Here is a 25,692-nt window from a genome sequence, read left to right as displayed (position 1 = left end):
TTCCATCTACATTTACATGGATAAGCAACCATTTGATCATTTCTTTCGTATATTATCTCAAAAAGGAGTGATTCCCCTATGCATTGGCAGCAAAAAATACCATACTTAATCGGACGCCCTATCGGTATTTCCTTCATAAATGGGCAAGGAACTTCTGGCGTATTATGTTCAGCGCATGATGGTCAATTATATGTGTATGAATACCTTTATCAAGCTCAGTTCGCAATGAAACATTATGATTATAGACAGGTTCAAGATATACATGCATTCCCAAATTGCCCTCACCAAAATCCTCTATACTAAAAAAATCGGAACGGCTCATAGCCATTCCGATTTCTATACTTTATTTCTCAGAATAAAATTTCTGCACTGCTTCATCAAAATAAATCCAACCTTTCCAGCCTAAATGAATCGTATCTTTTAAGAAATACTTATCATATTCATGACCAGAGAAATCAACTACTGGATATCCTGCTTTCTCAACCTGTTCTCGAACTTTATTATAATACACTTCACGGCGTTCTTTCGGGAAGCCAGTATAATCATACCAAGGCCCATTTACAGGTACAGAAATAAAGAGTGGTTTGACATTTTTCTCTTTAAATAAATCTAAAATAATTTGTAAATCATCATATTCTGGTGATTCATCATATGTTTCATTTGCTCTAAAGTTTTTTAAACCTTTTAGTTTTTTCTTCAGATTATTCTTATGATAATACGGATTTTCAATTCCGAATGTATTTGTAGTAGACTCAGCTTTCCCTTCTTGTTCTGCGTGTTTACGTGCGTCTTCCCAAGAAATTGAACGAAGCCCGCTATTGGTTTTCTCTTTCATCGGTTCGATTTTAAATAAAGAGTTAAATAAATCTCTATGATCTAAAATATTTCGATACATATAAGCAAGTGGTTTAACTAAACCTGCTTTTATGTTATGTTTCGTATCATTATATACAATACCTTCTAATGAATTTTTTAATATATCATCTTCTTGAACAACTTTATAATCTAATAGCCGTTTGGCGATTTGCTTCTTCATTTCTGGATTTATCTCATCATTAAAAATAAAATGATATGCTTGTTGTTTGGAGAAATTATTAGTGAAATCCCCTTGTGATACACCAGTCTTTGTAAACCATTGTGGTGAAAGAACAAAGACTACTTTTTTACCTTCTAATTCATCCATAGTAGATGTCATATTTAAAATATGAGCTAAACTTTGTGTACCGCCAGTTCCAATTAAAAACGGTGTAAAACCAGCTGGATTTACTTTGAAATAATTAGACGGATGATATACATCCATTCGTAAAAATTCTGATGAACCGTACATCGGTAAATACTGTGAATTATCTAACATTTTTCGCTGTAAGAAAACACTTTGTAATTTCTCTTTTTGTAAAGAAGTAGCCGCATCTTCTACCTTCTTATCACTAATAAGCGATACTAAACTTTTCGATGGGATTAGAATGATAATGAAAAAAAGCACACACGCTAAAATTATAGGATCAAAAGCATGCTTCATTTTCATCTTCTGTCCCTCTTTCTATCGTTATTAAATTGTAACCCTTGTCTTTGACACGCCATCTTTTCTCTCCTTTTTCTCTATACATGTTCCATTCTATTTGTCTATTATATACATGTATGTATTTCCTTCCTTGTTCTATTAAATCCTATAGAAATAGCGCAAGAAAATGTTTCCATAGAAACACGTTAATTATACAAGATTCTACATAAATTTCACACTGGAATTTTAGTAATAATTTTATTTTTAAGTCGTAAAAAAACATATGAAATGTCTATATTTCATTCGGAACTGTACAAAAAAACAGACTATCACATACGTGAAGTCTGTTTCTCCATTCTTTTATTTTTGTACATCTGCCCCTTTTAAACTTGTAGCTGGACCAAATTGATGTACATATAAATCTTTCACATATGGTTTTTGTAAGTAAGATAATCCGCGCTGGAATACCGGTGCAATTACTGCATCATCAAGTAGCATTTTTTCAGCTTCTTGCATTGCTTTCCAGCGAGCTTTTTCATCATTACCTAATTCTGTTTTAATCTTCTTAATTAACGCATCATATTCTGGGTTTGCATATTCTGTATTATTAACACTGCTTCCAGAAAGGAATACTTCTAAGTAAGTCATTGGATCTGGATAATCCGGTAACCAGCGTGATAACGACATTTCATATTCTTTCTTCTTCTCTAGTGCTAATTTTTGCGTATGTGGTTGCAATTTCACATTCACTTTTAAACCTGGTAAATTTTTCTCAAGCTGCTCTTTAATGTACTCTCCAACTTTTTTAAAGTTTTCTAAGTCATAATTTAATAGTTCTAACGTCACTTCATCTGTACCTGTTTCTTGCTTTGCTTTTTCCCAATATTCTTTCGCTTTTTTTACATCAGTTTTATTAAACTCACCTGCCGTACTTCTAAAATCTTTTTTATCTGGTCCCTTTAAAAATCCTTTTGGTACGTAATAGTTTGCAGCAACCGAACCATCATTTAAAAATGAATCCGCAAGTCCTTTCTTATCAAAAACTGTACTTAGCGCAAGACGTGCATTTTTATTTTTAAGAATCGGTACATTTTCATTAAATCGGAAGAAGTACATAACTGGATCTGTATATTGTTTTAGCTCTTTATTATTTTTATATTTATCCACGAATTCTGTAGAAATAACAGCTCTATCAACTTTATCTGTTTCATATAAATTTACCGCAGTTGAAATTTCTTTTACAATTTGATAGTTTACTTCATCTAACTTCACTTCTTTTTTATCCCAATACTTATCGTTTTTCTTCATTGTAAAGCTAGCTTCATGCTTCCACTCTGATAATGTAAATGGTCCATTATATACCGCTTTATTTGCTTCTAATCCGTATTTATCACCTTGCTCTTTCGCATATTTTTCGTTAATTGGATAGAAGGATGGTAAAATTAATAATTTCGTAAAATACGGTACAGGATGTTCTAGCTCTACGACGAACGTTTTATCATCCTTCGCTTTTACTCCTAATTCATCTAGACCTAGTTGTTTTTTATTTATCTTCTCAGCGTTTTTCACATCGTACGCAATGTATGCATATTGAGAAGCGGTATCTGGATTAATCAATTGCTTCCAAGCGTATACGTAATCATGAGCGGTTACTGGATCTCCGTTTGACCATTTCGCATCACGCAAATGAAATGTATATATCTTTCCATCTTTACTCACTTCATATTTTTGTGCGCCTGCCTCAATTACTTCATCATTTTTCGATAGACGGAATAGTCCTTCCATTACGTTATTCAAAACGTTAAACGAGACTGCATCTGTGACTTTCACTGAGTTTAACGACGGAATTTCACCCGTTTCTAGTAACTGTAATACTTTCTTTTCATCTTTCGGCTTTGTTGTAGTTTTTTCTTTTGCGCAGCCAACTAAAAATGAAGAAACTAATAGAGTACTAACTAATGAGTAACGAACAACTTTTTTCATTTAAAAACCCCCTCTATTTTTAAGGTAAGTAACGACGAGCACCAGCGTATTCTTCTATATATCCTGGTGTATTTAGTGGTATAATCTCTACCGACCTTTCAGCTCTTGGTGAGTGAATCATATTGCCATCACCAATATACATTGCAACGTGATGGACACTACCTTTCCCTTGATCATGTGCAAAGAAGATTAAATCTCCCTTTTGTAAGTTTTCTTTATCAACTGCAATTCCTGCTCTTGATTGCGGTCCAGAATCTCGCGGAATTGTAATGCCGTGCGATTTATAGATCGTATGCGTGAAGCCAGAGCAATCAAATCCAAAACCACTTGTACCAGCCCATATATACGGTAAACCTAAAAACATTTTCCCTGTGTTAATTAAATCATCAGCTGTCGGTTTTGGAATATCAGTTTGAGAACGGTAAACTGTTCCATCATTTTTTCGTAGCCATGCTTTCTGACCATTTGGCAACAATACACGGTATGAAATTGTGTCTTCACTTAATAGCGGCAGTCTTGTATTATAACTGACTTCAAGTGATTTATGTTTTTCAGAAGGATTTATATATAAAATCGCAGTTGGCTTTGTTATTAACACAAAAGGTTCATTTGTTTTATCTGCAAATTCTTGATTATATGTTAATTGCTTTTCAGGCATCCAGCCCGGATAACCTTCTTCATTTCGTGGTGTTGGCTGTCCATGCACTAATACCTTCACCCACTCGCCTTTCTTATCAATAACGGTTACTTCTTGACCGAGTAACGCTTGTGTTTCTAATTTATTTGCATTTGTTAACCATAGTTTCTCGTCAAGTGTCATTGATTTCGTCCATTTCCATAGATCCACTGGATTTGTTGCACTCGGTGTATCGATTGACCTTAATGAATCAGGTGCTGTCCATAACGTTGCAGCAGATACATCTATAAATGCTTTATTATCCTTCTTTTCTTCAGCATTTGCCGATGTAAACGATGAAAATATAAATAAAGTTGTTAAAAATGCAGTTCCTACTTTTTTCATATATATCCCCCTTAAAAAAATAGTTTACTAGTCTCTTCTCCTAAGACTTACTATTCACTGTCGATTGAAGGTTTACCTTTGATCCAGAATAAGTCATTCCTTCTGGCTCTTCCATTAACCAAAGCGGTGCATCAAGATCAAAATAATGTATATTAGGATGTGCTGCCGCTAAATGTGCAACAGCGCTAACGGAAAGTGAAGATTCCATCATGCTTCCCACCATACACTTCACACCAGCCGTTTCTGCGATATCTGCAATACGCCATGCTTCACGTATGCCACCACATTTCATTAATTTAATATTAATTAAGTCTGCATATCTTCCTTGAACGAGCTTTAATGCATCACTTGCTGAAAATATACTTTCATCGGCCATAATTGGCGTTTGCACACGATCTTTGACGTACTTTAACCCATCCCAATCTTTCGCGTGTACTGGTTGTTCAATAAATTCTATATTTAAATTACGATTTTCCATCTCTTGAATGATAGAGATCGCTTCTTTTGGACTCCAACCTTGATTCGCATCTAAACGTAATGTCGTATTTCTTGGTACCACATTTCGAATTGCCTCAATACGTTCCAAATCTAAATGCGCCTCTTTACCCACTTTAATCTTTAATGTTTGAAATCCTTTTTCTATATGTTTCTTCGCTTCTTTTGCCATTAATACAGGCTCATCCACACTCACTGTAATATCGGTATAAATTTCTTTCTTCCCGCCTAACAATGCATATAACGGCACATTTTGATATTGGCAATATACATCATATAAAGCGATATCTACCGCTGCTTTCGCACTTGAATTTCCAATACAACTCATTTGAATGCGCTGTAGTAACTGCTGAAACTGAATGATATCTTGACCAATTAAACATGAACGCATCGGTCCTAAAATCGCTTCTTCCATTCCACTGGTGAAATCACCCGTAATAACTGGCGTTGCGGCTGCAGCCCCCTTACCAATCAATCCTTCGTCTGTATGAATATAAACATCTATACTTTCAATTTCTGTTACAGTACGAAGTGCGGTTTTAAACGGTGTATGCAGTTTTATACGTCTACGATTTACTTTTACGTCTGTAATTTTCATTTTGTTCATCCTTTCTTCTTCCAATGAAGTGAAATCTTAATCCACTGGAAATTTATACCCACAGATTATTAGGTAAACCTATTGAGCATTTACTCTCCTATCTCTCTACTTTGTTTTCGTTTACTTTTGGTGTAGGATGATAATGTGAAATAAAAAAATCCAGCCATAAGAATGATTCTTACGGCTGGATTTTGTCTATGATTGAGTAGACAAAGCAGCAATCTGATTATATTTTTTCTGTGCATCTTTTAGCGCTACAAGTAACGCTTTTTGAGAAGAGCCGAAATATCGGTTCTTTACTTCCATTACTAACGCCGGGTCATTTATATTTTTATGTAGAAATAAATATTTAACAAATTGAGATGTTAATGCAATTGTCGCTGAGCAGTCTGCATCTACAATTTCCCCTGTATCCTTAACAAGTACAAATGCTACGAAATAGCTTTTAAACTTTTCAGTAATGGGATTATTTTGAGGTGCTTTCGCATCCCCTACGATATAAATTGTATTTGAAGCGTACACAGCTATCTTCCTTTCTTATACGAGGATAACGGGTTTCTTAATAGTCGTATGAGCGAGGAACTCAACGTTGATTAAAAAATGTATCCGCTTACCTTGTATTATAATATAATTAACAGAATTTTAACAACATTTATTTTAGTGCATATTCCATATTTATGCAAATAGCTTAAACTCTTCATTTTTACAATATGTGATTGTTCCTTGTACCATGACATTCATACATAAAAAACTGCACCTCCAATTGTTAGACGGTGTCTAACAATTGGAGGTGCAGTTCAATGGCTAGCTGTTTTTTTATTACTTTGGCATCACAAATATAGTTTCATTTGACTTAGAAAATTGATACTCTTTTCTCGCAAACTTCAAAATTTCTTCTTCATCGTCTGTTAAATTTTCTATGTTAGTCTTTAAAGAACCTTTATCTTTCTTTAAAGATACTAATTGTTTCTTTTGATCCGTAATCGTATCTTTCTTTTTATCAATTACTTCTTGTTGTTTCGTTAAAATATATTGAACGTACAGAGTAGTTGCCGCAATAAAAAGGACCATTAAAATAAGACGCCTTAACTTCTTTTTATTTATCTTACGCTTGTCACTAGGTTGTGATGATTGTTCTGGTATATTAGGAACATTTACTCGTTTGAGTTTCCTCATTCAAATCCCCCTAACCCATATTTTTCACTATCATCGGCACGTTTTCTTACTAAACTAAATTCTATTCTTATAAAATAAACTCCTTCACAAAAATATCCCATAAATTAACCAATTAAAGATAGCATTCGACGACATTTCTACATTTACACCGTTTTTTTTTATACATGCTGCTATAAAATAGTAGTTTCTGTAATTCTTTTTCTACTATTGTAGAAGAGTTTTTTCACACACAAAATTCTTACCCCACATATCCATGTTATAACATGCTTACAAGGAGGGGAAATATGCATTACCGCACATTAGGTAAAACTGGAATAACTGTTTCTGAAATAGGTTTTGGGGCATGGGCAATCGGTGGTGATGAATGGGGACCTGTTAACGATAAACAATCTATAACTGCTATAAAAAAAGCAATTGAGTGTGGTGTGAATTTTATTGATACTGCGGATGTGTATGGTTTAGGACATAGTGAAAAGTTGGTGGCTACCGCGATTAAAGGACATCGTAATGATATTATCCTATCAACGAAAGGTGGTTTAATCGGACACCACTACGACCCTAATGGAGTTCCTGTATATGATACTCCCGAAAAAATCATCGCCGTATTTGAAACAAGTTTACAACGTCTTCAAACAGATTATATTGATCTTTATTTTTGTCATATTTGGTGGCATAATCGTAGAGAAACAGAAGCATTTCTACGTGCATTTGACATATTAAAACGTGATGGAAAAGTAAGGGCAGTCGGTGTTTCGACTCATGATTTACAATACATTCATCATTTCAATAACAACAACGAAATTGATATCGTACAACTTGATTACAATATATTAAATCGAAAACCTGAAAAAGATATATTACCATTCTTACAAGAGAAAAATCTAGGATCTATTATTCGTGGTCCATTAAAAATGGGCATTTTAACTGGAAAATTCACAAATAAAACAATTTTTCCAGATGGAGATTTACGCAAAGAATGGCCAAATGAAACTTGGTTTCAAGAAGACTTACAAACCGTAGAAAAACTTCGATTGCTCTCAAATAAAAATCAGACCCTAGGGCAACTTGCACTTCGCTATGTACTCTCTCATCCGGCAGTAAGTGTTGTAATTCCTGGTGCCAAAACCGGAATGCAAGCACAAGAAAATGCAAATGCATCTGTTCGCCCTATTTTGAGTGATGAAGAGCTTAACTATATTCATTCAATATAAAAAGCCCAATCCGGGCTTTTTAATTTGGCAAACTAATATCATACTCCATTCGCTTCGCTGTGTCCTCCGCAACATGCATACCTAACAAGTTTTTCACAATATGAAATGCCATATTAATTCCAGCTGAAATTCCGGCAGATGTTATAATATGTCCTTCATCTACAAACTTTACATTTTCTATAACTTCAACATTTTGAAACTCATTTTTAAACTTTTCAATACTAGCCCAATGTGTTGTTGCTTTTAAACCTTCCAGTAAACCTGCTTTCGCCAGTAATAGCGCTCCTGTACAAACTGAAGTCATCAGCTTTACTTCTTTCATTTGTTGGCGAATCCATTTTATTACTATTTCATTTTTTATTTCATATTCTCTAGCACCTAGCCCACCCGGAATTATTAAAATATCCACTGGTGGTAAATTTTCAATACTATAATCTGGCTGTACCTTCAATCCGTTCCTTGCTGTAATCATTTCCCCATTCTCGCTAACGGTATAAACAGTAAATGGTTTTTCTTCATTCACCTCAGTTACAGAAAAAACTTCAAATGGCCCTGCAAAGTCTAACACTTCTACTTCATTAAATAAAAATATACCAACACTCCATTTATTCATCATAAGTTCACTTCCTGTTTCAAATGATGTAATAGATGACCATATCCTTTTTCTAATGCAATATCATACGCTGTTTTCCCATCATTTTTCTTTATCATCTTATTAGCTCCATTTTTAAGGAGTAACATAATTATTTCTTCATTTCCTAATAATGCCGCTTCGTGAAGTCCTGTCCAGCCACCACTTTGCATAATATTTACATCTGATCCTTTTTCAATTAAGAAAGCAACAAGTTTACTTTGCTTGTTCGCAATTGCTGCTTGCAAAGGCGTATTTTCATTTTCGTTTTTCGCTCTACTATGTATATCTGCACCGCTTTCTAAAAGAAAACTCGCTATTTCTTTCTGTCCAAAATAAGCTGCTAAATGAAGTGGTGTCCATCCATCTTCACTACATTCGTTAACAATACTTGGACTCGCCTTTATAAACTCCACTACTTTTTCCTTATGACCACTTAAAACAGCTTGTACTATTGATTGTAAATGCTCCATAATAATCTCCTATCCTTCAAAATATTTAAGCATCCCCTTCTACATGTTCTATTAATTATTACATTTTCCTTTTAAAAACTTAAGTTTACATAATAATATTATAAATTACCTTTGTACTTAATGTTGAATAGCAATAATGTTTAAAATAATACCTTTAAACAATAAAGACTATGATTTCATTAGAGTTACTGAAAAAAGTAATTAAAAAAACTATACACATAGTTTTCATCATATTCGTTCAGTTGCATGAACTAAAACAGGTAATGTTTATTCTGCTATTCATGCTTTCAACATATCAAATAATATTATTCCAATAAAAAAACAATCCATTTTAAAAATGGATTGTTTTTTTATTTCTGTTTTATGCGGTTTATTTTATTTTTGTATTTTCTATGACGGGTTATTTTATTTTGCTATTCATGCTTTCAACATATCAAATAATATTATTCCAATAAAAAAACAATCCAAATGGATTGTTTTTTTATTTCTGTTTTATGCGGTTTATTTTATTTTTGTATTTTCAATGACGAAATAATTACACTTACAAAAATGAAATACTACTATCTTAGCCCCTCTTATAGTAAGTTTTTCGTTTGAAAACCAAAAACACATTTTCACCTTACGATTAAAAAACATATGTAAAAATCTCTAAAACAGCTGCCTTATCATACTAATCTATAGCAATTCTGTCTTCTTCCCTTACCTGTTTCCTTTAACACATACGATTTTAAAACAAGCGCCGTTAATGAATCTGTTAATGTTTTATATGATAAATTTGATAATGCCAATAGATCGTTCGTATATAACATTCTATGCTTCTCTAATAATAATAGTACTAATCGTTCAGACGGTTTTAATGCCTCATCACTTTCTAGTATAAAGTCTATATTTTTCATTTCTCTAATTACTACTCCTTATATAAAAAAATACTTTAGGTGCTAATTTAATATAAAAATAATACATAACAAAATTTGAAATATATTAAAATAACATTGTTTTAAAACACTATTATACTATAACATATATAATTCTTCAAAAACTACATTTAAAAACGGTTAGTCATTCTCTAAATATGAATGACTAACCGTTTTTCAGCTTCTTCTCAATTAACATGTTTTACCTTAAATATTTCTTGCAATATGTGGCTTACTGTAATGACTTGTTCCACCGCCACCTACTACTACTTTACCACCTTTTTCGAAAATTAATAATTTACTTGAACCATCTGCAAGAAGTACTATTACTTCAGCATTATTACTTGTTGCTATATAAATTACATAACCACTCTTTGATATACAAGTTTCCCAATTCGCATCAAATTCTGATCTTACTACACGATTTGAATACACTTGATTTTCAATTCTACCTTGTTCTTCGTTTTCCAAATTTATTCTCCCCTCTTGCCTGAATAGTTATATATATTAAAATAGCAGTCCTGTTTAAAATAGTGACCGATTTTAACATAAATAGTATATGTAGTTAGTAGGAGAATGCTTGGACAATGGAAACAAGACAGTCCATTTTGTATTGACTGCCTTGTTTCCATAGATAGTTCTCTATTTTTCGTTTCGCAGAGCTTCAAAAGTAATCATTTGATTTGCATTTGACGGTTCTTTTTCATAAACATATTCAGCAGAGCAAGTAATGTTAGAGAAACCTATACTTTCTAAAAGGAGTTTAAACTCTACTATTCCATACCAGCGCAGCGCAAAACGTTGTAACTCTGTTTGTACTAGCTGTCCTTTACTCCACTTTTCATATTTCAAATATGATACAGTAACTTGGTTCAGCCAATCTATTTCAATTGATTTATTTTCTAATGTGATTCCGTCTCCACTCGGCAAAGAAAAAGTCGATGTATGAATTTCCCCAGTCTTCCAGTCATGCGGAAGCATAATATCTACGATTAATCGTCCGCCTGGATTAAGATGTTCATAAAAACATTTCAATGCGTTTATAGAATCCACACGATTTTCAATTAAACAAAAAGATCCAGTAGGAATGATAATTGCCTCATATTTATGCGGAAGTGAAAATTGTTGCAAGCTTCCTTCATATAAATTAGGATGTAAGCCTCTCTCTTTACACCGCTTACGGCAAGAATCAAGCATTTCAGCTGAATAATCTATCCCATCCACTTTAAAACCAGCCTCTAGAAGCGGAATGATGACACGCCCTGAACCTACTGCAGCTTCGAGAATTCTACCTCTACAATCTTTTAAACGTTCTTTGTAATACTCAATATCACCATTTAAAGAATAACCGACTGGTTTTGTGTAATCATACAGTTCCGTACAAAGTGTACTATAAAAACTAAACATTTATTTTCTCCTCCGTTTTTACGTACGGAAGATTCCAATTCAACTAATCTTCTCGTACCTCTAATTTTAATGCGCTTTCGAAAGAGCTGACTGTCATAATATATCACTCACTTTCCATAGAATATAATGATATTGTATTACATAACCTTCCAATTTGAAATATAAAATTAAAAATTCAGACTATAAAACAAAAAGCTTACTTTAGTAAGCTCTTTGGAAAAAATATTTATTTCACAATCGGCAATGTCACTTCACTTAATTTCACTGTAAGTTTCGTGCCCGCTTTCGGTCTAATTGTATAATCATAGTCGCTAGCAATTAAAACGACCCCTATTTGATGTCCAGCTTTAAAGACATAATCATCTGGCTGCATGTCCCATGTGAATGTATAATCTTTGCCCGGTTGAATCGCTGTTGAATCTTCTATATTATTTAAGTTTTGTGGATCCATCCAGCCTCTCGTTACGATTTCCGGCTTCGTTCCTTCATAGTCAACAAGTAATGCTGTTAAATTTGATACAGATCGATCAATATTTCCTGTAATTGAAATCTTTGGTGTACCACTTATGCGTGTATCTTTTTGCAGTACAGGCATTGTATATACTAATCGATTGGCTACTTCTAATTCTGGGTTTGCTACTAATTGATTTGATTTCATTTGTGCATCATCTAAGAATGAGAAAACTTTATTAACAGATTCCATACTTAGTGGAAAATTGACTGATTTATTACTTAAATACATACGGATTTTTGAAGGTACAGCCGCTGGATCTGGCCAATTTTTTATCTTTTGCCACGATTTATTTTCTCTTTGCACATCAACCATTGGTTCATCCATAATTCCATTTTCAATTCCGTACAACCAATAATCTAACCATTTATTTTGTGTTTGTTGCCAGTTATTACTTGATGTTCATTATATCAATAGCTACAAAAATTAAATATCAAAAGTATATTCTATATCTAGCTTCCCATCTTGATAAAACACTATTTTTTTTATTAGTTTCTGAAAAGCTTTATGTAAGTCCTGTTCCTCCTGCAACAGCATAAAAGCATCCTGTATATCCTTTGTTTCCCTGTTTTGAATATCTTTATCTTTTAATTTAAGTAATTGAAGTTCCTGAGCTGTCATCTCATCTTCTAATTTCCTGTTTCGATTAACGAAAGTTTCTTTATCAATGAACGAGTCCATGTAAAGTTCTAATAGTTTTTCTTTTTTACTCTCCAGCTGTTTAATCGTCTTTTTTGATTTTGCTATTTTTCCTTGCAGCTTGTCCTTAATTTGTGCAACTAATCTAGTTTCAATATACTCCTGCTTTTGTTTTAATCGTTCTAAGATTAAATTACGAAAATCTTCGTATCGGATTGGTATATGATTTACACATGTTCCGTACGCCTTATACGTCGAACATTTCATATACACGCGCTCATATTTACTGCGTACTCCAGCATAAATTGCTCTTACTCTTTTACCACAGTGTGCACACCATACTATTCCCCGAAACTCATTACGATAATCTGATTTTGTCTTTTTATCCTTCACGTCACTTACTGGATTTATACGTTCCCATTGTTCTTTTGAAATTATAGCATCATGGTGATTTTCAAATACTAACCACTTCTCTTTAGGATTTTTAACGGTTTTCTTTTTACCATCAACTTTTACTGTTTTATATTTGTGCATTACATGTTCACCAGTATATAAAGAGTTAGTGACTATTGTTTTTACAGATGCCTCAGACCATAAGTTTCCGAATCTTGTCCTGCACCCCTTTTTATTTAAGTTATTAGCAATCATACGATATCCTCGCCCGTCTTCGTACCAGTCAAACATTTCCTTAACAAGGAGCGCTTCCTCGTCATTAATTATTAATTTTTTATCAATACGATCATAACCAAAAGGAATGGTTCCTGTATGCTCACCACGTCTTACTTTAGCGCTTAATGCTGCTGAGATGGATGTTGATAATGTCTTAGGGAGTTGCGCAGCAAACATCGCATATATCTCGAATTTCATATCATTATTACCCTCATAGTAACTATCGTAACCTTCCTCAATTGTTACTAAACGCACCCCATGACCAAGTAATATTTCTTTAATCTCTAGCGCATCTTTAAGGTCGCGGGCTAAGCGGTGTATCGATTTAAAAACTACCGTATCTAATTCATTTTTCCTAACTTTCTGTAATATAAGCTGCATCGCATGGCGCTCAAGCCATGCGGTACCCGAAATACCATCGTCAAAATACACAGCACTCTGATCCCATTCATAACCATTCTTCTCAATCCAGTATCGGCAAATATCAACCTGATTTTCAACTGATGATACTTGTTCGTCCTTATCAGTTGATACACGTACATACACAGCATACCGCAACTTTTACACACCCTCTCCTGTTTGTTGCTAAGAATAATCATGATTAAATTATATGATTAACCGCGAAAACTGGCAATCTATTACCAATGTAAAAAAACGACTTTCTACAGTCGTCAAAATAAAAATATATAAATCTCAAAAATTCAGGAGGGGGTAAACAATACACAACAACATCTAATAAAAACAAAAAAGAAAAAGAACCCCCTCTATAAAAAATATACCTTATATATATAATATAAATATAAAACTAATAATTATATATTATATATAGAGTATATTATTAGTAATAGTATATAAGTATTATTACTGTTAGGGTTCTAAGTTTTTTAGCTGTAGATTCATTTAATTAGGTGCCAGTATTCATTAACCACACCATTTAGTTCATCAACTAACGCATCCAACTGTGCCATTCTCTCGTCACCAAGTTCTTCTAAATAATTATCGCGGTAATCTTCTGTCATTCTTTCAAGCGTTAGATACAACCAATAAGCAAGTTGAGGTCCGCTTACCTCATACTTACGTAAAATTGCATTCAATTCTTTTGTCGATTCATTCATGACAAATCACCTCAATTTTAAGAATTAAACACCTGGAACCACATAAACTTTCGCATACACATCGTATTTAGCTGCAAGTTGCTCCAGCTTTTTTTGTCTGTATTCTGTCATGGTAAAGAAATGAATGAGCGGTACTTTTCCGTTGTATTTATTTTTGTAGTATAACGAAAATTCCCTATACCTGCTCATCTTTTCAGCGTTCACAATCATCATTTGCGTACGATCTATTTCAACAGCATTTAGTGTACCTTCTTCATCCCTGAACTTCACATCAGGAATAATTGTCTTCTTTTTATCATCTACTTTATAACGTATAGTTGTTTCTATCTGCCAGTCGTCGGGACAAAACAGATAGAGCCACGCTTCATTTCTCATTAAGCTGTGTGCTAGTCGACTATTTGGTACAATCTTCTCAGTATCATCGAACAGTTCACGGCCCTTTTTATTTAAATAATACACGTATTCTTTTTGATACACTGCGTTATTTACATAAGGACTGAGGTCTTTTAAAATACGATTTGCGTTACGAATCCCTCCCATATCGTGCACCGCCATTAGATGCCTACGTGTTGCGAATTTCAACTTTCTAATCGAGGTCAGAATCGTCATCTGACGGTTTATTTTGATATGTGTTTGGATGTTCATCTTTTTTCACCTCGTATTGTTTTAGGTGTTCCCACATCATTTCATCGCTAATAAACGGTACCTGCAGCTCAGTTAGTCGATCAGTTTTATAAATAGCTCTACCAGGTAAGGACGGCAATGTTTCTAGTCCCGATTCATCAAGAACAACCTCAGATGCCTTATATGTTGGTAGCCGAAACCCTAACTTCGCATCAGACATCTGCTTTACTACCGATGGAATTGATGTAACTGTAGGATACTGTGTAGCCAAAATCAAACGAAATCCTAAGCCGCCCGATACAGTCGCTATATAACTAAGCATGTACTGACACTCTTCTCGGATCTTATTAACATGACGTGGTAATCCTTTGGCCGGAGCAAGCACGGCACCTTCGTCAACAATAACGAAATACCGATCTTTTTCTTTTGTTTCAACAATATTTTTGTAACCATTTTCCTTCATGAATTTTCCACGCTCTTCGATTTTTTTCATTATTTGTTTTAGTACTTGATGTGCTTTTTCTACAGAGTCAGCCACTTTCACCACCTGTTTTAAGCCGCTGAACTCGCTAAATTCCAATCCCTTTTCCTTTAAATCAATTAAATATACGTGAGCATTTTCAGGATTCGCCTCAATCAAAGTAGTAAGTAGCACTTTCATAAATACTGTTTTCCCCATTCGTGTAAGACCACCAAGTACCATATGAGGAGTTTTATCAAAGTCATGATAAATTAACTTCTCGAGGCTTTGCCCCATCGGTACTTGCCATTCACCTTTTTTTACTAGCCCTTCATTCCAACACCACTTTTGTGGGATACGTTTACTGAATACCCGAATCATTATCTTGTAGTTATCGTATTTGATACGTACATGCTTATTTAATCCTTCACTTACAACATCCTCAACCTTTTGTATTAATTTAGATGGCATCCCTAACGGAAGTTTATATACATAAGTCGTACTACGATCATCTTCTTTTCTTTCGAGAAAAACCGGATAATGTAATTTTTCATCCTTCCTAATTGCAATCCCACTTACTGCAAAGAATACTTGTATTTTCTTTCTATCATCCTCTTTACCTTTTAAACTATCATTTAGTAAAGCGTACCCGAGCGAAACTGCAGGTATTAATAACAATTCAAGCATAGGGGTTCACTCCTTATATATCCTTAAAGGATATAGTTGCTCTTTACTGGAAGATTTACATACAAGTTGTTTTTCTTATATAACAAAGTGTCCCATGATTCCAGGTTCCATGCCTTCAAAGAAACACCATTAGCACATAACGTAGAAGATACAAAAACGAGCCGGTAAGAGTTGTATACATCGTCATACGTGGAAGCCAATGTGGAACACTCATCCCCATTTTTTCAGCTGCCTTCATCGCCACTACAGACAATCCTGTCGCTGTCCAAATTACTATAGCTTCCCCAGCAAGTGTCATATCGAATCCCTCTTTCTTTTTAGTTGTAATCCTTTTGACGTGAGAATCGGTTGATACTGATTAACCATTTCATCCCATTCAAGAATTTCTTCCTCTTCCCCGTATAGATCTTCCATAATATCGTTAGATAAACTGTAGTAACCGCGGTACTCTTTGTTGTTAGATACCTCGTGTCTTTCCATATGTTTTAGAATAGAGTTTACTTCACCTTTACCCCTGGACTCTTTATACATGCTTCTCAGCTCTTTAGAGGGATACAGATACGGCGTGTCGTTCAAATAATCATATTGCCACCTCATCGTTCATCCCTCCACTGTTTACAGTCCTCTAAGTACGCATCAATCCTTTTCTGAATCCCTATTTCGTTATACGGACCATAAGGCTCTTCTTCTCCTAATAAGTCAACGATATCGACGTAGTTCGGATTTTGTAACATATTGTGATTTGCAATGTGATCGTACACACATCGTACTTCGGCATAGTCATTTGAAGCTGCGTACATGTTGTAAAGTGTTTGGGATCGATACAGTTGTATGCGGTTTAAATACTTATATCCAGGTCTCATTGTTCCTCACCTTCCCCTTCTTGATGTCCTTATTTCCACTTGGTATTCCTCGTGGTCTTGATATAGGTATATGACCTGGAGAATTATTTTTGCACGTCCACACCAATTTTTTTCTTTCTAGCTTGTACTATTTATAAAGGAGTTTATTTTTGTATATAGAAAGTAAATCTTTGAGGTGAACGTATATGAAGTTTAAATGTAGACTCAAAGTAATCTTTGCAGAGCTTGATATTAAGCAGAGTGATTTTGCAAAACGTATTGGAGTTGACGACTCTACTCTTAGTGCAATTGTTCGTAATCGTACTAAACCTCGTTTTGATACAGCCTATCTAATTTGTAAGGAACTCGGTAAACCAATTGAGGAGATCTGGACCATCGAGGAGTAATTCCTCCCCCTCCAGCCTTAATAAGTTTTTATCTTTATTTTTTTTTACACTTGACTTTTGCTTTCGGCAGACAATCATGGGATGAGGGTACAGGACAACGGCTAGGGCAGAGAATGACTACCTTACAACGCTTCAAAAATAAAAAGCGTCGTAAAGTAGACGTTCTGTCAATCATGGTCTATCGGGTTAAGGAATCCGTATAGTAACACCTTGTTTAAACGCTGTAATCTCTTACACAGCTGACTTTTTACAGATAAAGCTTGTCCTATCTGCAGAAAGAATCAGGAAAGGAAATGCACTACTGGCGTATCCTTCATTACTCGTAACCTATAATTCTTTCATTATCAGCTGCTACCCGTGCCGTAACACGCCAAGCAACCGCCGTACCGTTAATGGCCGTACTCGCCTAGACTCCTAACAACGCAAACAAGGAAACATTATTCGTTAGGACGCTTAACTTTCTGACGTTGGCTTAGCTAACCTGTTCAAGTTTAACGAGTGTTAGGTCATTCCTCGTGTGGATCCTCCTCTTAGTTACCTAAAAAAGACAATAAGAAACTAGACCTCGTGTATATCTGTTTTTTTGAATAAGGATATTCACGAGGCTGGAGGTTGTCCGATATTTAGTTAAAGAAAGAGCTTATAGCACGTGAGCTATAAGCATATTAATAACGAATAAAACCGAAGCCACAGTATAAAAACCATAAAACCAAATACAATCAGATTTTGTTTCTAAACCGAAGTAATCGCTTATTTTTTGCATCTATACTGTTCCACCCTTCACATTTATACAAAAGTATGACTCTAGGAGTAAAACTTTATTAGTGATAATATATAACTTCAGGAGTCATACGTCAATAGTCTTTCGAAAAAAGTTTTACTTTGATATGTAAATTGTGTAAAATGAAAAGTAATAAATGATCGGAATGAACGGAGGTATTACCATGAGTTCTATGGTATTCACTTTAGGAGAAACGATGGAGGAAATTGGGATTACCAAAAACAAGTTAGCAGTGGAATCAAAAGTTCGTCCTGCCACTATTAGTAATCTAGTTAATGGTGAGGTTGGTCTTGTACGTTTTGACACATTAAAGTCAATCCTGGATGCTTTAAACCAACTAGCTGAAGAAAAAGGTATGGAGAAAACATATCGTATTGAAGACGTTGTACAGTACATAAAATAAATGTACTGTTTTTATTTGTAAACACATTTCCAAATACTCTGATATACTTATTTGAAAGTAATAAAGGAGGAGAAATATGGAGACAAAAACAACAGCAGACGGTAATACGTTTATCATTGAAGTGGATCAAAAAAAGAGTTCCGGAAAAGAAAAATTCGGCCGTAAAACTTCATTGGTTTTCGGTATTTTTGGTATCATTTTTTCTGTTATTTTAGGTATCACAATAGTCGGGCTATTTTTTGCTATTCCCCTTTTTCTCTTTTCATTAGGCTTTATATACGCGTCATTTGAAAAACAAGAAGTACAATGCCCTAATTGTAATCATAAGCGTAGAATTTCTAAAGGAACCGGTTATTTTGATTGTGGGAGTTGTAAGAAACGTACTTTAGTAGAATGGAAAGCTGGAAATCTAACACGTTAATTAACAAATTAAATATTATCTATAAGGGAGAATATAATGAAGGATTTACATCAACAACGATTAGATTTAATTAGCGAAGGACCTGATGTGGCAGAAAAGTGTTTTGTCTCAGGTGAATACTATGACTACATTTCAGGTCCTGATTATGTATCATGGATTCAAAGATGTAAAATGTTTGTAAATGAAAATGTTCATGACAAAAGCTTCAAAAATGACTTCGCTCTAGCAGCCAATAAAGCTCACGGAGATGGATTCGAACGATTTGAGTACTTAATTGGAATGCTCCAGTCCTTAAAAGACTATGACTTTTCCTTGTCCAATACAAACCAGGAAGCAAATCATTCAAACAAAATAGAGAAAATTTTTATTAGCCATGCTTCAAGAGATGTAAAGTATGTAAAAGAATTAGTAGACCTACTTAATGACATTGGTATCAAGAAGAGCTCAAAAAGTATTTTCTGCAGCTCTTTACCGGGTTATGATATTCCGCATGGTAAGAGTATCTATGAATTTCTTAAAAACGAATTGAAAAATAATAACATTATGGTATTATTCGTTCTTTCAGATAATTATTATCAAAGCGCACCTTGTCTAAACGAAATGGGTGCAGCGTGGATTACATCAAAAGAATACACTACAGTTCTTACTCCTAATTTTGATTTCAAGCAAATAGTTGGAGCGATTGATCCCACTAAAATTTCATTTAAAATGAATGATCCAGTTGGATTAGATAAATTTAGAGACAGCATTATTCAAACATTAGAGTTAGAAGTTACAGATTATAAAATTTGGCAGGGTGATAAAGAAAAATATTTATCTGCCGTTTCCGCACTTGCAGATTTAGAAGCTTCCACCAGAAATGTAAGCATTGAGCTTGAAAAAGTTAAGAGTTGTGGGAAGAATGGCTTAGAATTATCCTTGCGATTTATTAATGTTACAACACAACCAATTGAGTTCCAGTATATCGAAATCGAGTTAACTGATGAAGACGGAGAAAAACTAGAGATAATAATTGAAGAAGACGAACCACTTAACGAGATGCTTTTAATGAGTAAAGAAAATAAGGTTATTACGAAGATATTCAACTTTGATACGTCCTCGAAATTTCGAGTTAGACGTATTGTAAATAAAAATACAAAAATTAAGTTTGCTATTGTATAAAAATAAGCCTTCAATTAAGAAGGCTTATTTTTATAGATCTTCAGCTTTTGATAACGCCTCTAAAGCACTACTTGGTGGAGTGAAGAACTTGTCTAGTTCTTCCTGACTAATAAAGTGTTTTGAAGCTTGCTCAATAGAATCTCCATAAGCTGGTTCTATATTAAACTTGTATTTATTGGTTTCCACAGTTTCAATATTACTAATTTTACAATTAAGCAAAGCCACGGCACTAAATATATTAAACTTAACCCCATATAATGTAAAGATTTCCGTATTCTTGTACTGAAATGCCATACCCTTACCATCTGAAAACTCACTTTTATTTAGCGCTTCACTTGTTGTAGTGGTAAATTTTTCAATCATTACCGGCATTTTATAAGGTGCATTCTCAATCAAGGATTTATACAGTCGATCGACAAGAAGTAGCCCTTTTTCATCAATCTCTTCTTGCGGATTAAATTCTAACTGCAACTTTTTACCAATAGCCGATACTTTTTCCCAATAGCGTAAGGCGTCATCAATAGAGTCTATTCCATCTACTTCATTCATTATCGGCGTTTGAATTACATCAGCTAATTTTACTTTCCCATTTAAAAAACCCTTATATAGCTCTATTGTTTTTATAATCTCTTCGACACTGGTAACTTTTGATAACATCATATTTACATTAAATGCTACAGAACTATCTTCTTCATCAATTGTAAAAATGATTTCAATTGGATCGGAATCTATAGTTTTAAATAAACTTTTTTTCATATCAGCCAAGGGCTGCCTCTTCACATGGAAAACTTTAGTTATACCCATTTCCTCATAAGTAACCTCTAATGGATTGGGTTCGGGAAACGGCTGAGGCTCTATCTCATATTTAATTTTACCAGGTATGATTTTTTGAGGCTGAAATGGTTTTTTTATTAATTCTGATAACGGTTTTTTTTCTCCATTTATTTTTATACTTTCTCCATCAGTTTGTACTTTTTGTTGTGTACGATATAAAAATTCTTGTAACTCTTCAGGTGAATTTAATTTTAATCCATCCGGTAACTTTACTTTTAAACTCGATATCGTGATTCTAATTTCATTACCTTCTTCAGGAACTGCTTTTATTTGTTGATTATCTATTGGAACATATTTTAACCCTTTTGGTAAATCTTCACTTAAGGCATCCAAAACAGCCTGTGGTATTTTGGCATTCTTACTTTCGTCTTTCTTAAATGCCTGCTTAAAATTTGAAAACATAGAATCACCAATCCTTTACAATATTTTCCCAAACAATTATCTTAGAAACTAACAACATCTTCTCAAAACTTTCAATGTTTAATTCATCTATTATAAAATGAATTAGCAACTCTCGATATTGCTCATTTTTAACTATCAAGTGTTTGATATCACTATATTCGAAACTTAACCAAAACTCCGGATTTCTTCCTAAAGCTTTTGAATAACTTAGACGTGCTTGCGGTGACATATGACCTGCAGGGATTAATAACGTTAAGTCCTCTTGCGTACTTAAATCTGGAATATAACGCCATTCCCTTTCATCATGAAAATTATGTTTGGACAAATCATCATCATCTGAGTTCCTCATCATTCCTTCTAGAGGCTTTAAATATAATAAATTAGTTAAAAGAAAGTTTTGATACTCTGTCAATACATCGTCGCTTTCATTCATACTTCTCAATGATTTTGTAAATAGTTCAGCAAATTCCTTATGATATGGTGATTTAATATTTATGTACTGAATAGGCTGCACACCAGCATTGATTCCCCAGCTTTTTTCTAATCCTATACCATAGCCTCCATATTTTATCATATGAGGATTAAGGCGCTTTAAGTGTATATCACAAAAACATGTCATGGGAAAACAAATTGTCTTTTCATCCCCTAACCCATACACCTCAATGTTTTCGTCATTATATCTTGGAGAAAATGCCTTTCTTTTTAATATTTCAGTTAGCCATTCAAACTTCTTTGTAAAATTAAATAATGTATTAGCGCTCTGTTTAGACGATAAATCATTTTCCGGTATTTCCTCATCTACTTTTTCAGGAGGATCAATTTCCATCATTTTATTTACAGCTTCTATTTCCGTTATTTGACCACCCATTAGTATAATCCACTCCCCTATCACAAAAATTTATATAGGCAAAATCATAACATACATAATAAGGAACATTAATCTAGTTCATCCTCACTCACAAGATACTCTTTCCAATCTGTAAAACTCTTAAAAACAATACGATTACCGTGTTTATTTCTTTGATATCGAGCTTGTTTTTTTGTAGGTTTATCTATAAAATCCCAATGACGATTTCCCTCTTTTGTTATTGCATAATATATGCCATCTCTTTCTTCAATGAATTCTAAAGCTTCTTTAAAGGTATAGGAACGAGCGTATTCACTACCCATTTGAACTAAAAAGTAAGTATGATAAGAGGCATATGGATTAAGATGACTTCCTTGAGAAATTTGTAGAGCGAAGTCAATTTTTCTAACTCCGTGTTCATCAAACAAACTCCTAAACTCTTGAATTCTTTTATCTGTAAGGTACTTACAATCTTCATCAGTTATGTAATTTACTATTTTTTTCTCTTCATCTGTAAATTCACCTAAAGCTTCTAATGGTGTTAACGCTGCGAACCCGTACTTTGCAACAAGGCCAGATAACATTGTATCTTTATCACTCTCGTTTGCTACAGTTTCTTGTACTACATTCCCATCTGCATCTAAATCTTGAATAATGATGCGTTTATTTTTTAACTCGTTAGGAATGTTATTAGGATTAATTTCTATATAACCTCTATTTGACGCATATGATATTAGAGCCATTTATTCTACACCTCTCCCTTTATATTCCTTTTTATGATACCAGAATACAAATATATGTGTACAAAAAAAAGAAAGTAGGCTCCTATATAATAGGAGCCTACTTCTAGCTTACTTTCATGTATGTTGGATTTTTTGTAATATAAAACACCTGTCCACGTGAATTACGAACTTTGTATCGGAAGAAATATTTTAAAAAAGAACAAACGTTTGTGTATAATAGACATAAATTATATGAATCGGGGGATCATCATGGAAAAGCATAACTGGGGAACACCAAAATTACGCGGGAGAGGTATGGTCAAATGGCAGCCTTTCGCCTCATTACCAGAGCAGTTCGAAGGAATTAGAGAGATGCTGAATGACTTAAATAAAATGTCAAAACCAATTGTTACTGAGGATATGAAAGAACAACTGCAAATCGGACTACTGAATTCTTTACAAAATAAAGAAGAAATACACATCTATTACTATCGTGACGGAATGGTGCACGACATGTACATAAATGTATTACATATCGAACCGATGACAAGAACTGTATATTGTACAGATGCGTTTGGTTCGAATACGGAGTTTAGGTTTGATGAATTGGTGGATATAAATTAAACAGTCCGCAATTTATATAGTACGAGAAAATCACCTTACATTTCTCTCCTTTAATTGGTATGATTTTCTTAACGTACTAGAATTCTTAAAGAGAAGGAGAATATTCGATGTCAATAAAAAAACAAGCAAACAAATTGCAGGACCGTCAATTGAAATATGTACTTACTAAATATATTATTCCTAATAAAGGATTGGATTTTAATGAAATTAGAACTGAAGAAGAGTGGAATGATATTCAGGAAGGGTTGAAAAAATATCATAATCTTTCTGAAGATGAGCACATGGAATTATCCCTTTCAATTAAAAATGGTACTTACGAACTATAAACAAATAAGCCGCCCAACAGGACGGCTCTTATTTATGTTCATCAAACGATTCTTTTATTAAGCTTGCACTTGATAAACTTCGCAATACCAATCTTTATAATCTTTGAAATACCATGTGATAGCACCTAATTTATTACGGTCATCAACAGGCTCACATTGTAGATAGAAAATACCGTCTCCTTCATAAAATAAGTTACCCTTCACTTTGAATTCAGCGAGTTTATCCATAATCTCTTGAGCTAAATTAATTCCTAATCCGCCTGATTTCATTGTCCATTTCATTCTTTCGCCTCCTATCGGTGGTGTGCTTGGTACTGATTGCATTGATTTACCGGTAATTACTTCAGCTACAGCTTTAGCAGCCTTATCAAAGTTAGCACGATATTTTTGCATATCTGTTTCATTATCAATAAAACAAATTTCAGGTAGTAAACCAGTCTTTGTTTTATTAATCCAACCTAAATCTGTTGTTAATTTAATACCTCGGTCTCTCAATCCAAAAGCATCAGCCATTGCTTTTGAAATCTTTGCTGCTAATTCTCTATTCCCGTATGATGGGTGCAACCAAACTTCACAGCCCGTACCACCTGGAGAAGCATTTAAATGAAATTGTAAATCTACATCACTATCTTTCACTCGTAAGTGGTTATTTGCTGCATTGCTCCAAACTGCGGTTTGCGTTGTACCAACTTCATCAGAACAATTCACATACTTCCATCCAGCTGCTTGTACATATTTTGCAACTGCATCAAGGAATTTTCGATCCTCCACATGCTCTTTCCCATATACACTATTTGCGCCTTGTACAATACTATTGTGGCCACCTGAACCTGCAAAACAACCCATTATTCAACATCTCCTTTTAGTGTAAGTTATTTTTTTCTAATACGTCTTTTTGTTGTAATCCTTTGTTGCTCAAATAGTTGTTCTTCCAAGCCATATACAAAGTAAATGCTCCTGTAATTACGGCTACTAAATCATTTGTAATTTTGTCATCAATCGTTTGGTATCCAATCAGATTTAAGACACTATTAATCACAGCAATTACTAATACGACATAACGACTAATTGAAGCTGCATCAAAGTTCCCTATGCTCTCACCCCCTCTCATTTAAAGAAATTTAAAATATTAAATAATAAAAGGACTGCCAATGACAGTCCTGAAATCCACATAGATATATGAGCTTTTTTGTTACTTTCCAACTTTTCTTGCGCTAGTTTTAAGTCTCGTATTTCTCGATCACGGAATTTGAACATTTCATCAACTTCAGTCCTTTGCATATAATTTTTTTGATTGTAGTCTAGCTTTTCCTCGATTCGTTTAACTGCGGCGTTCATCGTCTGAAGATGCACTTCTAATTTCGCAATACGTTCGTACTCTTTTTGTTCCACCGCCATCACCCCTTTTTTTAGACAATAAAAAAAGACCAGCTTATCGCTGCCCCGTTTCCTTTATATTTTCAGTTGTTTGAGTTTCTTGAGATGGATAATTCCCTGTAAGTGATGTATAACACTCTAAACAAATGTTCTTTTTCGCAAACCCCATATCTAGTGGGTACAAACGCGCGCCACGTTTACATATTTCGCATCTTGTTGCAATACGAAAATATATCGTTCCGTCCGTTTCCCCCCACACCTCTACTTTATTCACACCATATAAACCGGCATTGTTTAGCATATCAAAAGGTATTCGCACAAATACTCCGTTTTCGTTTCTTTCTGAATCTACTAACCTACCAGCAAACGGAGCACCTTCCCCTGCTTGTAAGGGATAACCTTGTAAATCTTTGTAATCATCCATATATTT

General features: G+C 34.0%; 34 protein-coding genes and 1 pseudogene. 8 read left to right on the top strand and 27 right to left on the bottom strand.

Features of this window, described 5'->3' with window-relative positions:
- Positions 1 to 78 precede the first annotated feature (78 nt).
- The gene (locus tag DN400_RS28360) at positions 79 to 303 is read left to right on the top strand and encodes a hypothetical protein (protein WP_000558692.1); all 225 of its coding nucleotides are present in this window, start codon (positions 79 to 81) and stop codon (positions 301 to 303) included.
- 40 nt (positions 304 to 343) lie between these two features.
- Here the strand turns inward: DN400_RS28360 and dltD are convergent, their stop codons facing one another.
- The 6 genes from dltD to DN400_RS28330 all read right to left on the bottom strand — a co-directional run bounded on the left by dltD (position 344) and on the right by DN400_RS28330 (position 6,774).
- Positions 344 to 1,525: a D-alanyl-lipoteichoic acid biosynthesis protein DltD gene (gene dltD / locus DN400_RS28355; protein WP_147802086.1), complete on the bottom strand. Its 1,182-nt coding sequence runs from the start codon at positions 1,523 to 1,525 to the stop codon at positions 344 to 346.
- 336 nt (positions 1,526 to 1,861) lie between these two features.
- The gene (locus tag DN400_RS28350) at positions 1,862 to 3,484 is read right to left on the bottom strand and encodes a peptide ABC transporter substrate-binding protein (RefSeq protein WP_000758268.1); all 1,623 of its coding nucleotides are present in this window, start codon (positions 3,482 to 3,484) and stop codon (positions 1,862 to 1,864) included.
- Between the two features lie 19 nt (positions 3,485 to 3,503).
- The gene (locus DN400_RS28345; RefSeq protein WP_023522207.1) at positions 3,504 to 4,505 is read right to left on the bottom strand and encodes a C40 family peptidase; all 1,002 of its coding nucleotides are present in this window, start codon (positions 4,503 to 4,505) and stop codon (positions 3,504 to 3,506) included.
- A 40-nt stretch (positions 4,506 to 4,545) separates the two neighbouring features.
- Positions 4,546 to 5,607 (bottom strand): dipeptide epimerase, encoded by a 1,062-nt coding sequence (locus DN400_RS28340; protein WP_025118374.1) that lies wholly within the window; start codon positions 5,605 to 5,607, stop codon positions 4,546 to 4,548.
- 186 nt (positions 5,608 to 5,793) lie between these two features.
- Positions 5,794 to 6,120 carry a DUF3870 domain-containing protein gene (locus tag DN400_RS28335; RefSeq protein WP_000271314.1) on the bottom strand — a complete coding sequence of 109 codons (327 nt, stop codon included), beginning with the start codon at positions 6,118 to 6,120 and terminating at the stop codon, positions 5,794 to 5,796.
- A 297-nt stretch (positions 6,121 to 6,417) separates the two neighbouring features.
- Positions 6,418 to 6,774, bottom strand: a complete 357-nt coding sequence (locus DN400_RS28330) for an FtsB family cell division protein (protein WP_001228739.1) — start codon at positions 6,772 to 6,774, stop codon at positions 6,418 to 6,420.
- A 284-nt stretch (positions 6,775 to 7,058) separates the two neighbouring features.
- On the opposite strand from DN400_RS28330, the gene DN400_RS28325 reads away from it, so the two are divergent.
- Positions 7,059 to 7,985: an aldo/keto reductase gene (locus DN400_RS28325; RefSeq protein WP_098211273.1), complete on the top strand. Its 927-nt coding sequence runs from the start codon at positions 7,059 to 7,061 to the stop codon at positions 7,983 to 7,985.
- A 19-nt stretch (positions 7,986 to 8,004) separates the two neighbouring features.
- Here DN400_RS28325 and DN400_RS28320 read toward each other — a convergent pair whose 3' ends face one another.
- From DN400_RS28320 to DN400_RS28260, 13 genes and pseudogenes are all read right to left on the bottom strand, one after another.
- On the bottom strand, positions 8,005 to 8,601 hold the full coding sequence (locus tag DN400_RS28320) for a DJ-1/PfpI family protein (RefSeq protein ID WP_000981422.1): 597 nt from the start codon (positions 8,599 to 8,601) through the stop codon (positions 8,005 to 8,007).
- Positions 8,598 to 9,089, bottom strand: a complete 492-nt coding sequence (locus DN400_RS28315) for an ankyrin repeat domain-containing protein (protein ID WP_016512680.1) — start codon at positions 9,087 to 9,089, stop codon at positions 8,598 to 8,600. Before DN400_RS28315 ends, DN400_RS28320 begins: the two co-directional genes overlap by 4 nt.
- Before the next feature lie 665 nt (positions 9,090 to 9,754).
- Positions 9,755 to 9,985: a hypothetical protein gene (locus DN400_RS28310; RefSeq protein ID WP_000789031.1), complete on the bottom strand. Its 231-nt coding sequence runs from the start codon at positions 9,983 to 9,985 to the stop codon at positions 9,755 to 9,757.
- A gap of 225 nt (positions 9,986 to 10,210) precedes the next feature.
- Positions 10,211 to 10,474 (bottom strand): hypothetical protein, encoded by a 264-nt coding sequence (locus DN400_RS28305; RefSeq protein ID WP_000426646.1) that lies wholly within the window; start codon positions 10,472 to 10,474, stop codon positions 10,211 to 10,213.
- Positions 10,475 to 10,645: 171 nt separating this feature from the next.
- Positions 10,646 to 11,410, bottom strand: a complete 765-nt coding sequence (locus DN400_RS28300; protein ID WP_147802085.1) for a class I SAM-dependent methyltransferase — start codon at positions 11,408 to 11,410, stop codon at positions 10,646 to 10,648.
- 226 nt (positions 11,411 to 11,636) lie between these two features.
- A pseudogene (locus tag DN400_RS28295) lies at positions 11,637 to 12,323 on the bottom strand (CocE/NonD family hydrolase C-terminal non-catalytic domain-containing protein); the annotation flags it as partial.
- A 24-nt stretch (positions 12,324 to 12,347) separates the two neighbouring features.
- Positions 12,348 to 13,787, bottom strand: a complete 1,440-nt coding sequence (locus DN400_RS28290; protein ID WP_147802084.1) for a recombinase family protein — start codon at positions 13,785 to 13,787, stop codon at positions 12,348 to 12,350.
- 338 nt (positions 13,788 to 14,125) lie between these two features.
- Complete coding sequence (locus DN400_RS28285; RefSeq protein WP_042597849.1) at positions 14,126 to 14,344, bottom strand: hypothetical protein; 219 nt, start codon at positions 14,342 to 14,344, stop codon at positions 14,126 to 14,128.
- A 24-nt stretch (positions 14,345 to 14,368) separates the two neighbouring features.
- Positions 14,369 to 14,989: a replication-relaxation family protein gene (locus tag DN400_RS28280; RefSeq protein ID WP_147802083.1), complete on the bottom strand. Its 621-nt coding sequence runs from the start codon at positions 14,987 to 14,989 to the stop codon at positions 14,369 to 14,371.
- Positions 14,931 to 16,115, bottom strand: a complete 1,185-nt coding sequence (locus DN400_RS28275) for an FtsK/SpoIIIE domain-containing protein (protein WP_147802082.1) — start codon at positions 16,113 to 16,115, stop codon at positions 14,931 to 14,933. Before DN400_RS28275 ends, DN400_RS28280 begins: the two co-directional genes overlap by 59 nt.
- Positions 16,116 to 16,230: 115 nt before the next feature.
- Entirely contained in the window at positions 16,231 to 16,413 is a 183-nt protein-coding gene (locus tag DN400_RS28270) for a hypothetical protein (RefSeq protein WP_098159769.1), read from the bottom strand.
- The gene (locus tag DN400_RS28265; protein ID WP_001267618.1) at positions 16,410 to 16,712 is read right to left on the bottom strand and encodes a hypothetical protein; all 303 of its coding nucleotides are present in this window, start codon (positions 16,710 to 16,712) and stop codon (positions 16,410 to 16,412) included. The genes DN400_RS28270 and DN400_RS28265 overlap by 4 nt, the downstream gene beginning before the upstream one ends.
- The gene (locus DN400_RS28260) at positions 16,709 to 16,978 is read right to left on the bottom strand and encodes a hypothetical protein (protein WP_147802090.1); all 270 of its coding nucleotides are present in this window, start codon (positions 16,976 to 16,978) and stop codon (positions 16,709 to 16,711) included. Before DN400_RS28260 ends, DN400_RS28265 begins: the two co-directional genes overlap by 4 nt.
- 185 nt (positions 16,979 to 17,163) lie before the next feature.
- On the opposite strand from DN400_RS28260, the gene DN400_RS28255 reads away from it, so the two are divergent.
- Complete coding sequence (locus tag DN400_RS28255; protein WP_000669091.1) at positions 17,164 to 17,364, top strand: helix-turn-helix transcriptional regulator; 201 nt, start codon at positions 17,164 to 17,166, stop codon at positions 17,362 to 17,364.
- 640 nt (positions 17,365 to 18,004) lie between these two features.
- Here the strand turns inward: DN400_RS28255 and DN400_RS28250 are convergent.
- Positions 18,005 to 18,127: a DUF3961 domain-containing protein gene (locus tag DN400_RS28250; protein ID WP_001169625.1), complete on the bottom strand. Its 123-nt coding sequence runs from the start codon at positions 18,125 to 18,127 to the stop codon at positions 18,005 to 18,007.
- A gap of 181 nt (positions 18,128 to 18,308) precedes the next feature.
- Between DN400_RS28250 and DN400_RS28245 the strand changes: the two genes are divergently transcribed.
- The 3 genes from DN400_RS28245 (at position 18,309) to DN400_RS28235 (ending at position 20,130) form a co-directional block, all read left to right on the top strand.
- Entirely contained in the window at positions 18,309 to 18,548 is a 240-nt protein-coding gene (locus DN400_RS28245) for a helix-turn-helix domain-containing protein (RefSeq protein ID WP_098398976.1), read from the top strand.
- A 76-nt stretch (positions 18,549 to 18,624) separates the two neighbouring features.
- Positions 18,625 to 18,969: a DUF1385 domain-containing protein gene (locus DN400_RS28240; protein WP_147802081.1), complete on the top strand. Its 345-nt coding sequence runs from the start codon at positions 18,625 to 18,627 to the stop codon at positions 18,967 to 18,969.
- A gap of 36 nt (positions 18,970 to 19,005) precedes the next feature.
- Positions 19,006 to 20,130: a toll/interleukin-1 receptor domain-containing protein gene (locus DN400_RS28235; protein ID WP_147802080.1), complete on the top strand. Its 1,125-nt coding sequence runs from the start codon at positions 19,006 to 19,008 to the stop codon at positions 20,128 to 20,130.
- Positions 20,131 to 20,160: 30 nt separating this feature from the next.
- On the opposite strand, the gene DN400_RS28230 is transcribed toward DN400_RS28235, so the two are convergent.
- The 3 genes from DN400_RS28230 to DN400_RS28220 form a co-directional block, all read right to left on the bottom strand.
- Positions 20,161 to 21,366, bottom strand: a complete 1,206-nt coding sequence (locus DN400_RS28230) for an abortive infection system toxin AbiGii family protein (RefSeq protein WP_147802079.1) — start codon at positions 21,364 to 21,366, stop codon at positions 20,161 to 20,163.
- 4 nt (positions 21,367 to 21,370) lie between these two features.
- Positions 21,371 to 22,234: an abortive infection system antitoxin AbiGi family protein gene (locus DN400_RS28225; protein ID WP_147802078.1), complete on the bottom strand. Its 864-nt coding sequence runs from the start codon at positions 22,232 to 22,234 to the stop codon at positions 21,371 to 21,373.
- Positions 22,235 to 22,302: 68 nt separating this feature from the next.
- Positions 22,303 to 22,956: a hypothetical protein gene (locus DN400_RS28220; RefSeq protein ID WP_147802077.1), complete on the bottom strand. Its 654-nt coding sequence runs from the start codon at positions 22,954 to 22,956 to the stop codon at positions 22,303 to 22,305.
- A 249-nt stretch (positions 22,957 to 23,205) separates the two neighbouring features.
- On the opposite strand from DN400_RS28220, the gene DN400_RS28215 reads away from it, so the two are divergent.
- Positions 23,206 to 23,559, top strand: coding sequence for a YolD-like family protein (locus DN400_RS28215; protein ID WP_147802076.1), 354 nt, complete (start codon positions 23,206 to 23,208; stop codon positions 23,557 to 23,559).
- 107 nt (positions 23,560 to 23,666) lie between these two features.
- The gene (locus DN400_RS28210) at positions 23,667 to 23,885 is read left to right on the top strand and encodes a hypothetical protein (protein ID WP_078993280.1); all 219 of its coding nucleotides are present in this window, start codon (positions 23,667 to 23,669) and stop codon (positions 23,883 to 23,885) included.
- A gap of 57 nt (positions 23,886 to 23,942) precedes the next feature.
- Here DN400_RS28210 and DN400_RS28205 read toward each other — a convergent pair whose 3' ends face one another.
- Genes DN400_RS28205 through DN400_RS28190 form a run of 4 tightly spaced genes read right to left on the bottom strand, consistent with a single transcriptional unit; the run spans position 23,943 to position 25,686 of the window.
- Positions 23,943 to 24,731 (bottom strand): N-acetylmuramoyl-L-alanine amidase, encoded by a 789-nt coding sequence (locus tag DN400_RS28205; protein ID WP_147802075.1) that lies wholly within the window; start codon positions 24,729 to 24,731, stop codon positions 23,943 to 23,945.
- A 16-nt stretch (positions 24,732 to 24,747) separates the two neighbouring features.
- The gene (locus tag DN400_RS28200; RefSeq protein WP_078993282.1) at positions 24,748 to 24,978 is read right to left on the bottom strand and encodes a phage holin; all 231 of its coding nucleotides are present in this window, start codon (positions 24,976 to 24,978) and stop codon (positions 24,748 to 24,750) included.
- A 14-nt stretch (positions 24,979 to 24,992) separates the two neighbouring features.
- Positions 24,993 to 25,283, bottom strand: a complete 291-nt coding sequence (locus tag DN400_RS28195; protein WP_231122442.1) for a hypothetical protein — start codon at positions 25,281 to 25,283, stop codon at positions 24,993 to 24,995.
- Between the two features lie 34 nt (positions 25,284 to 25,317).
- The gene (locus DN400_RS28190) at positions 25,318 to 25,686 is read right to left on the bottom strand and encodes a hypothetical protein (protein ID WP_147802074.1); all 369 of its coding nucleotides are present in this window, start codon (positions 25,684 to 25,686) and stop codon (positions 25,318 to 25,320) included.
- Positions 25,687 to 25,692 lie beyond the last annotated feature (6 nt).

The sequence above is a fragment of the Bacillus sp. AR8-1 genome, from assembly GCF_008042345.1.
GTDB lineage: Bacteria > Bacillota > Bacilli > Bacillales > Bacillaceae_G > Bacillus_A > Bacillus_A cereus.
Note: the sequence above shows the minus strand (reverse complement) of the source record. Positions and strands in the feature narration are given on the sequence as shown.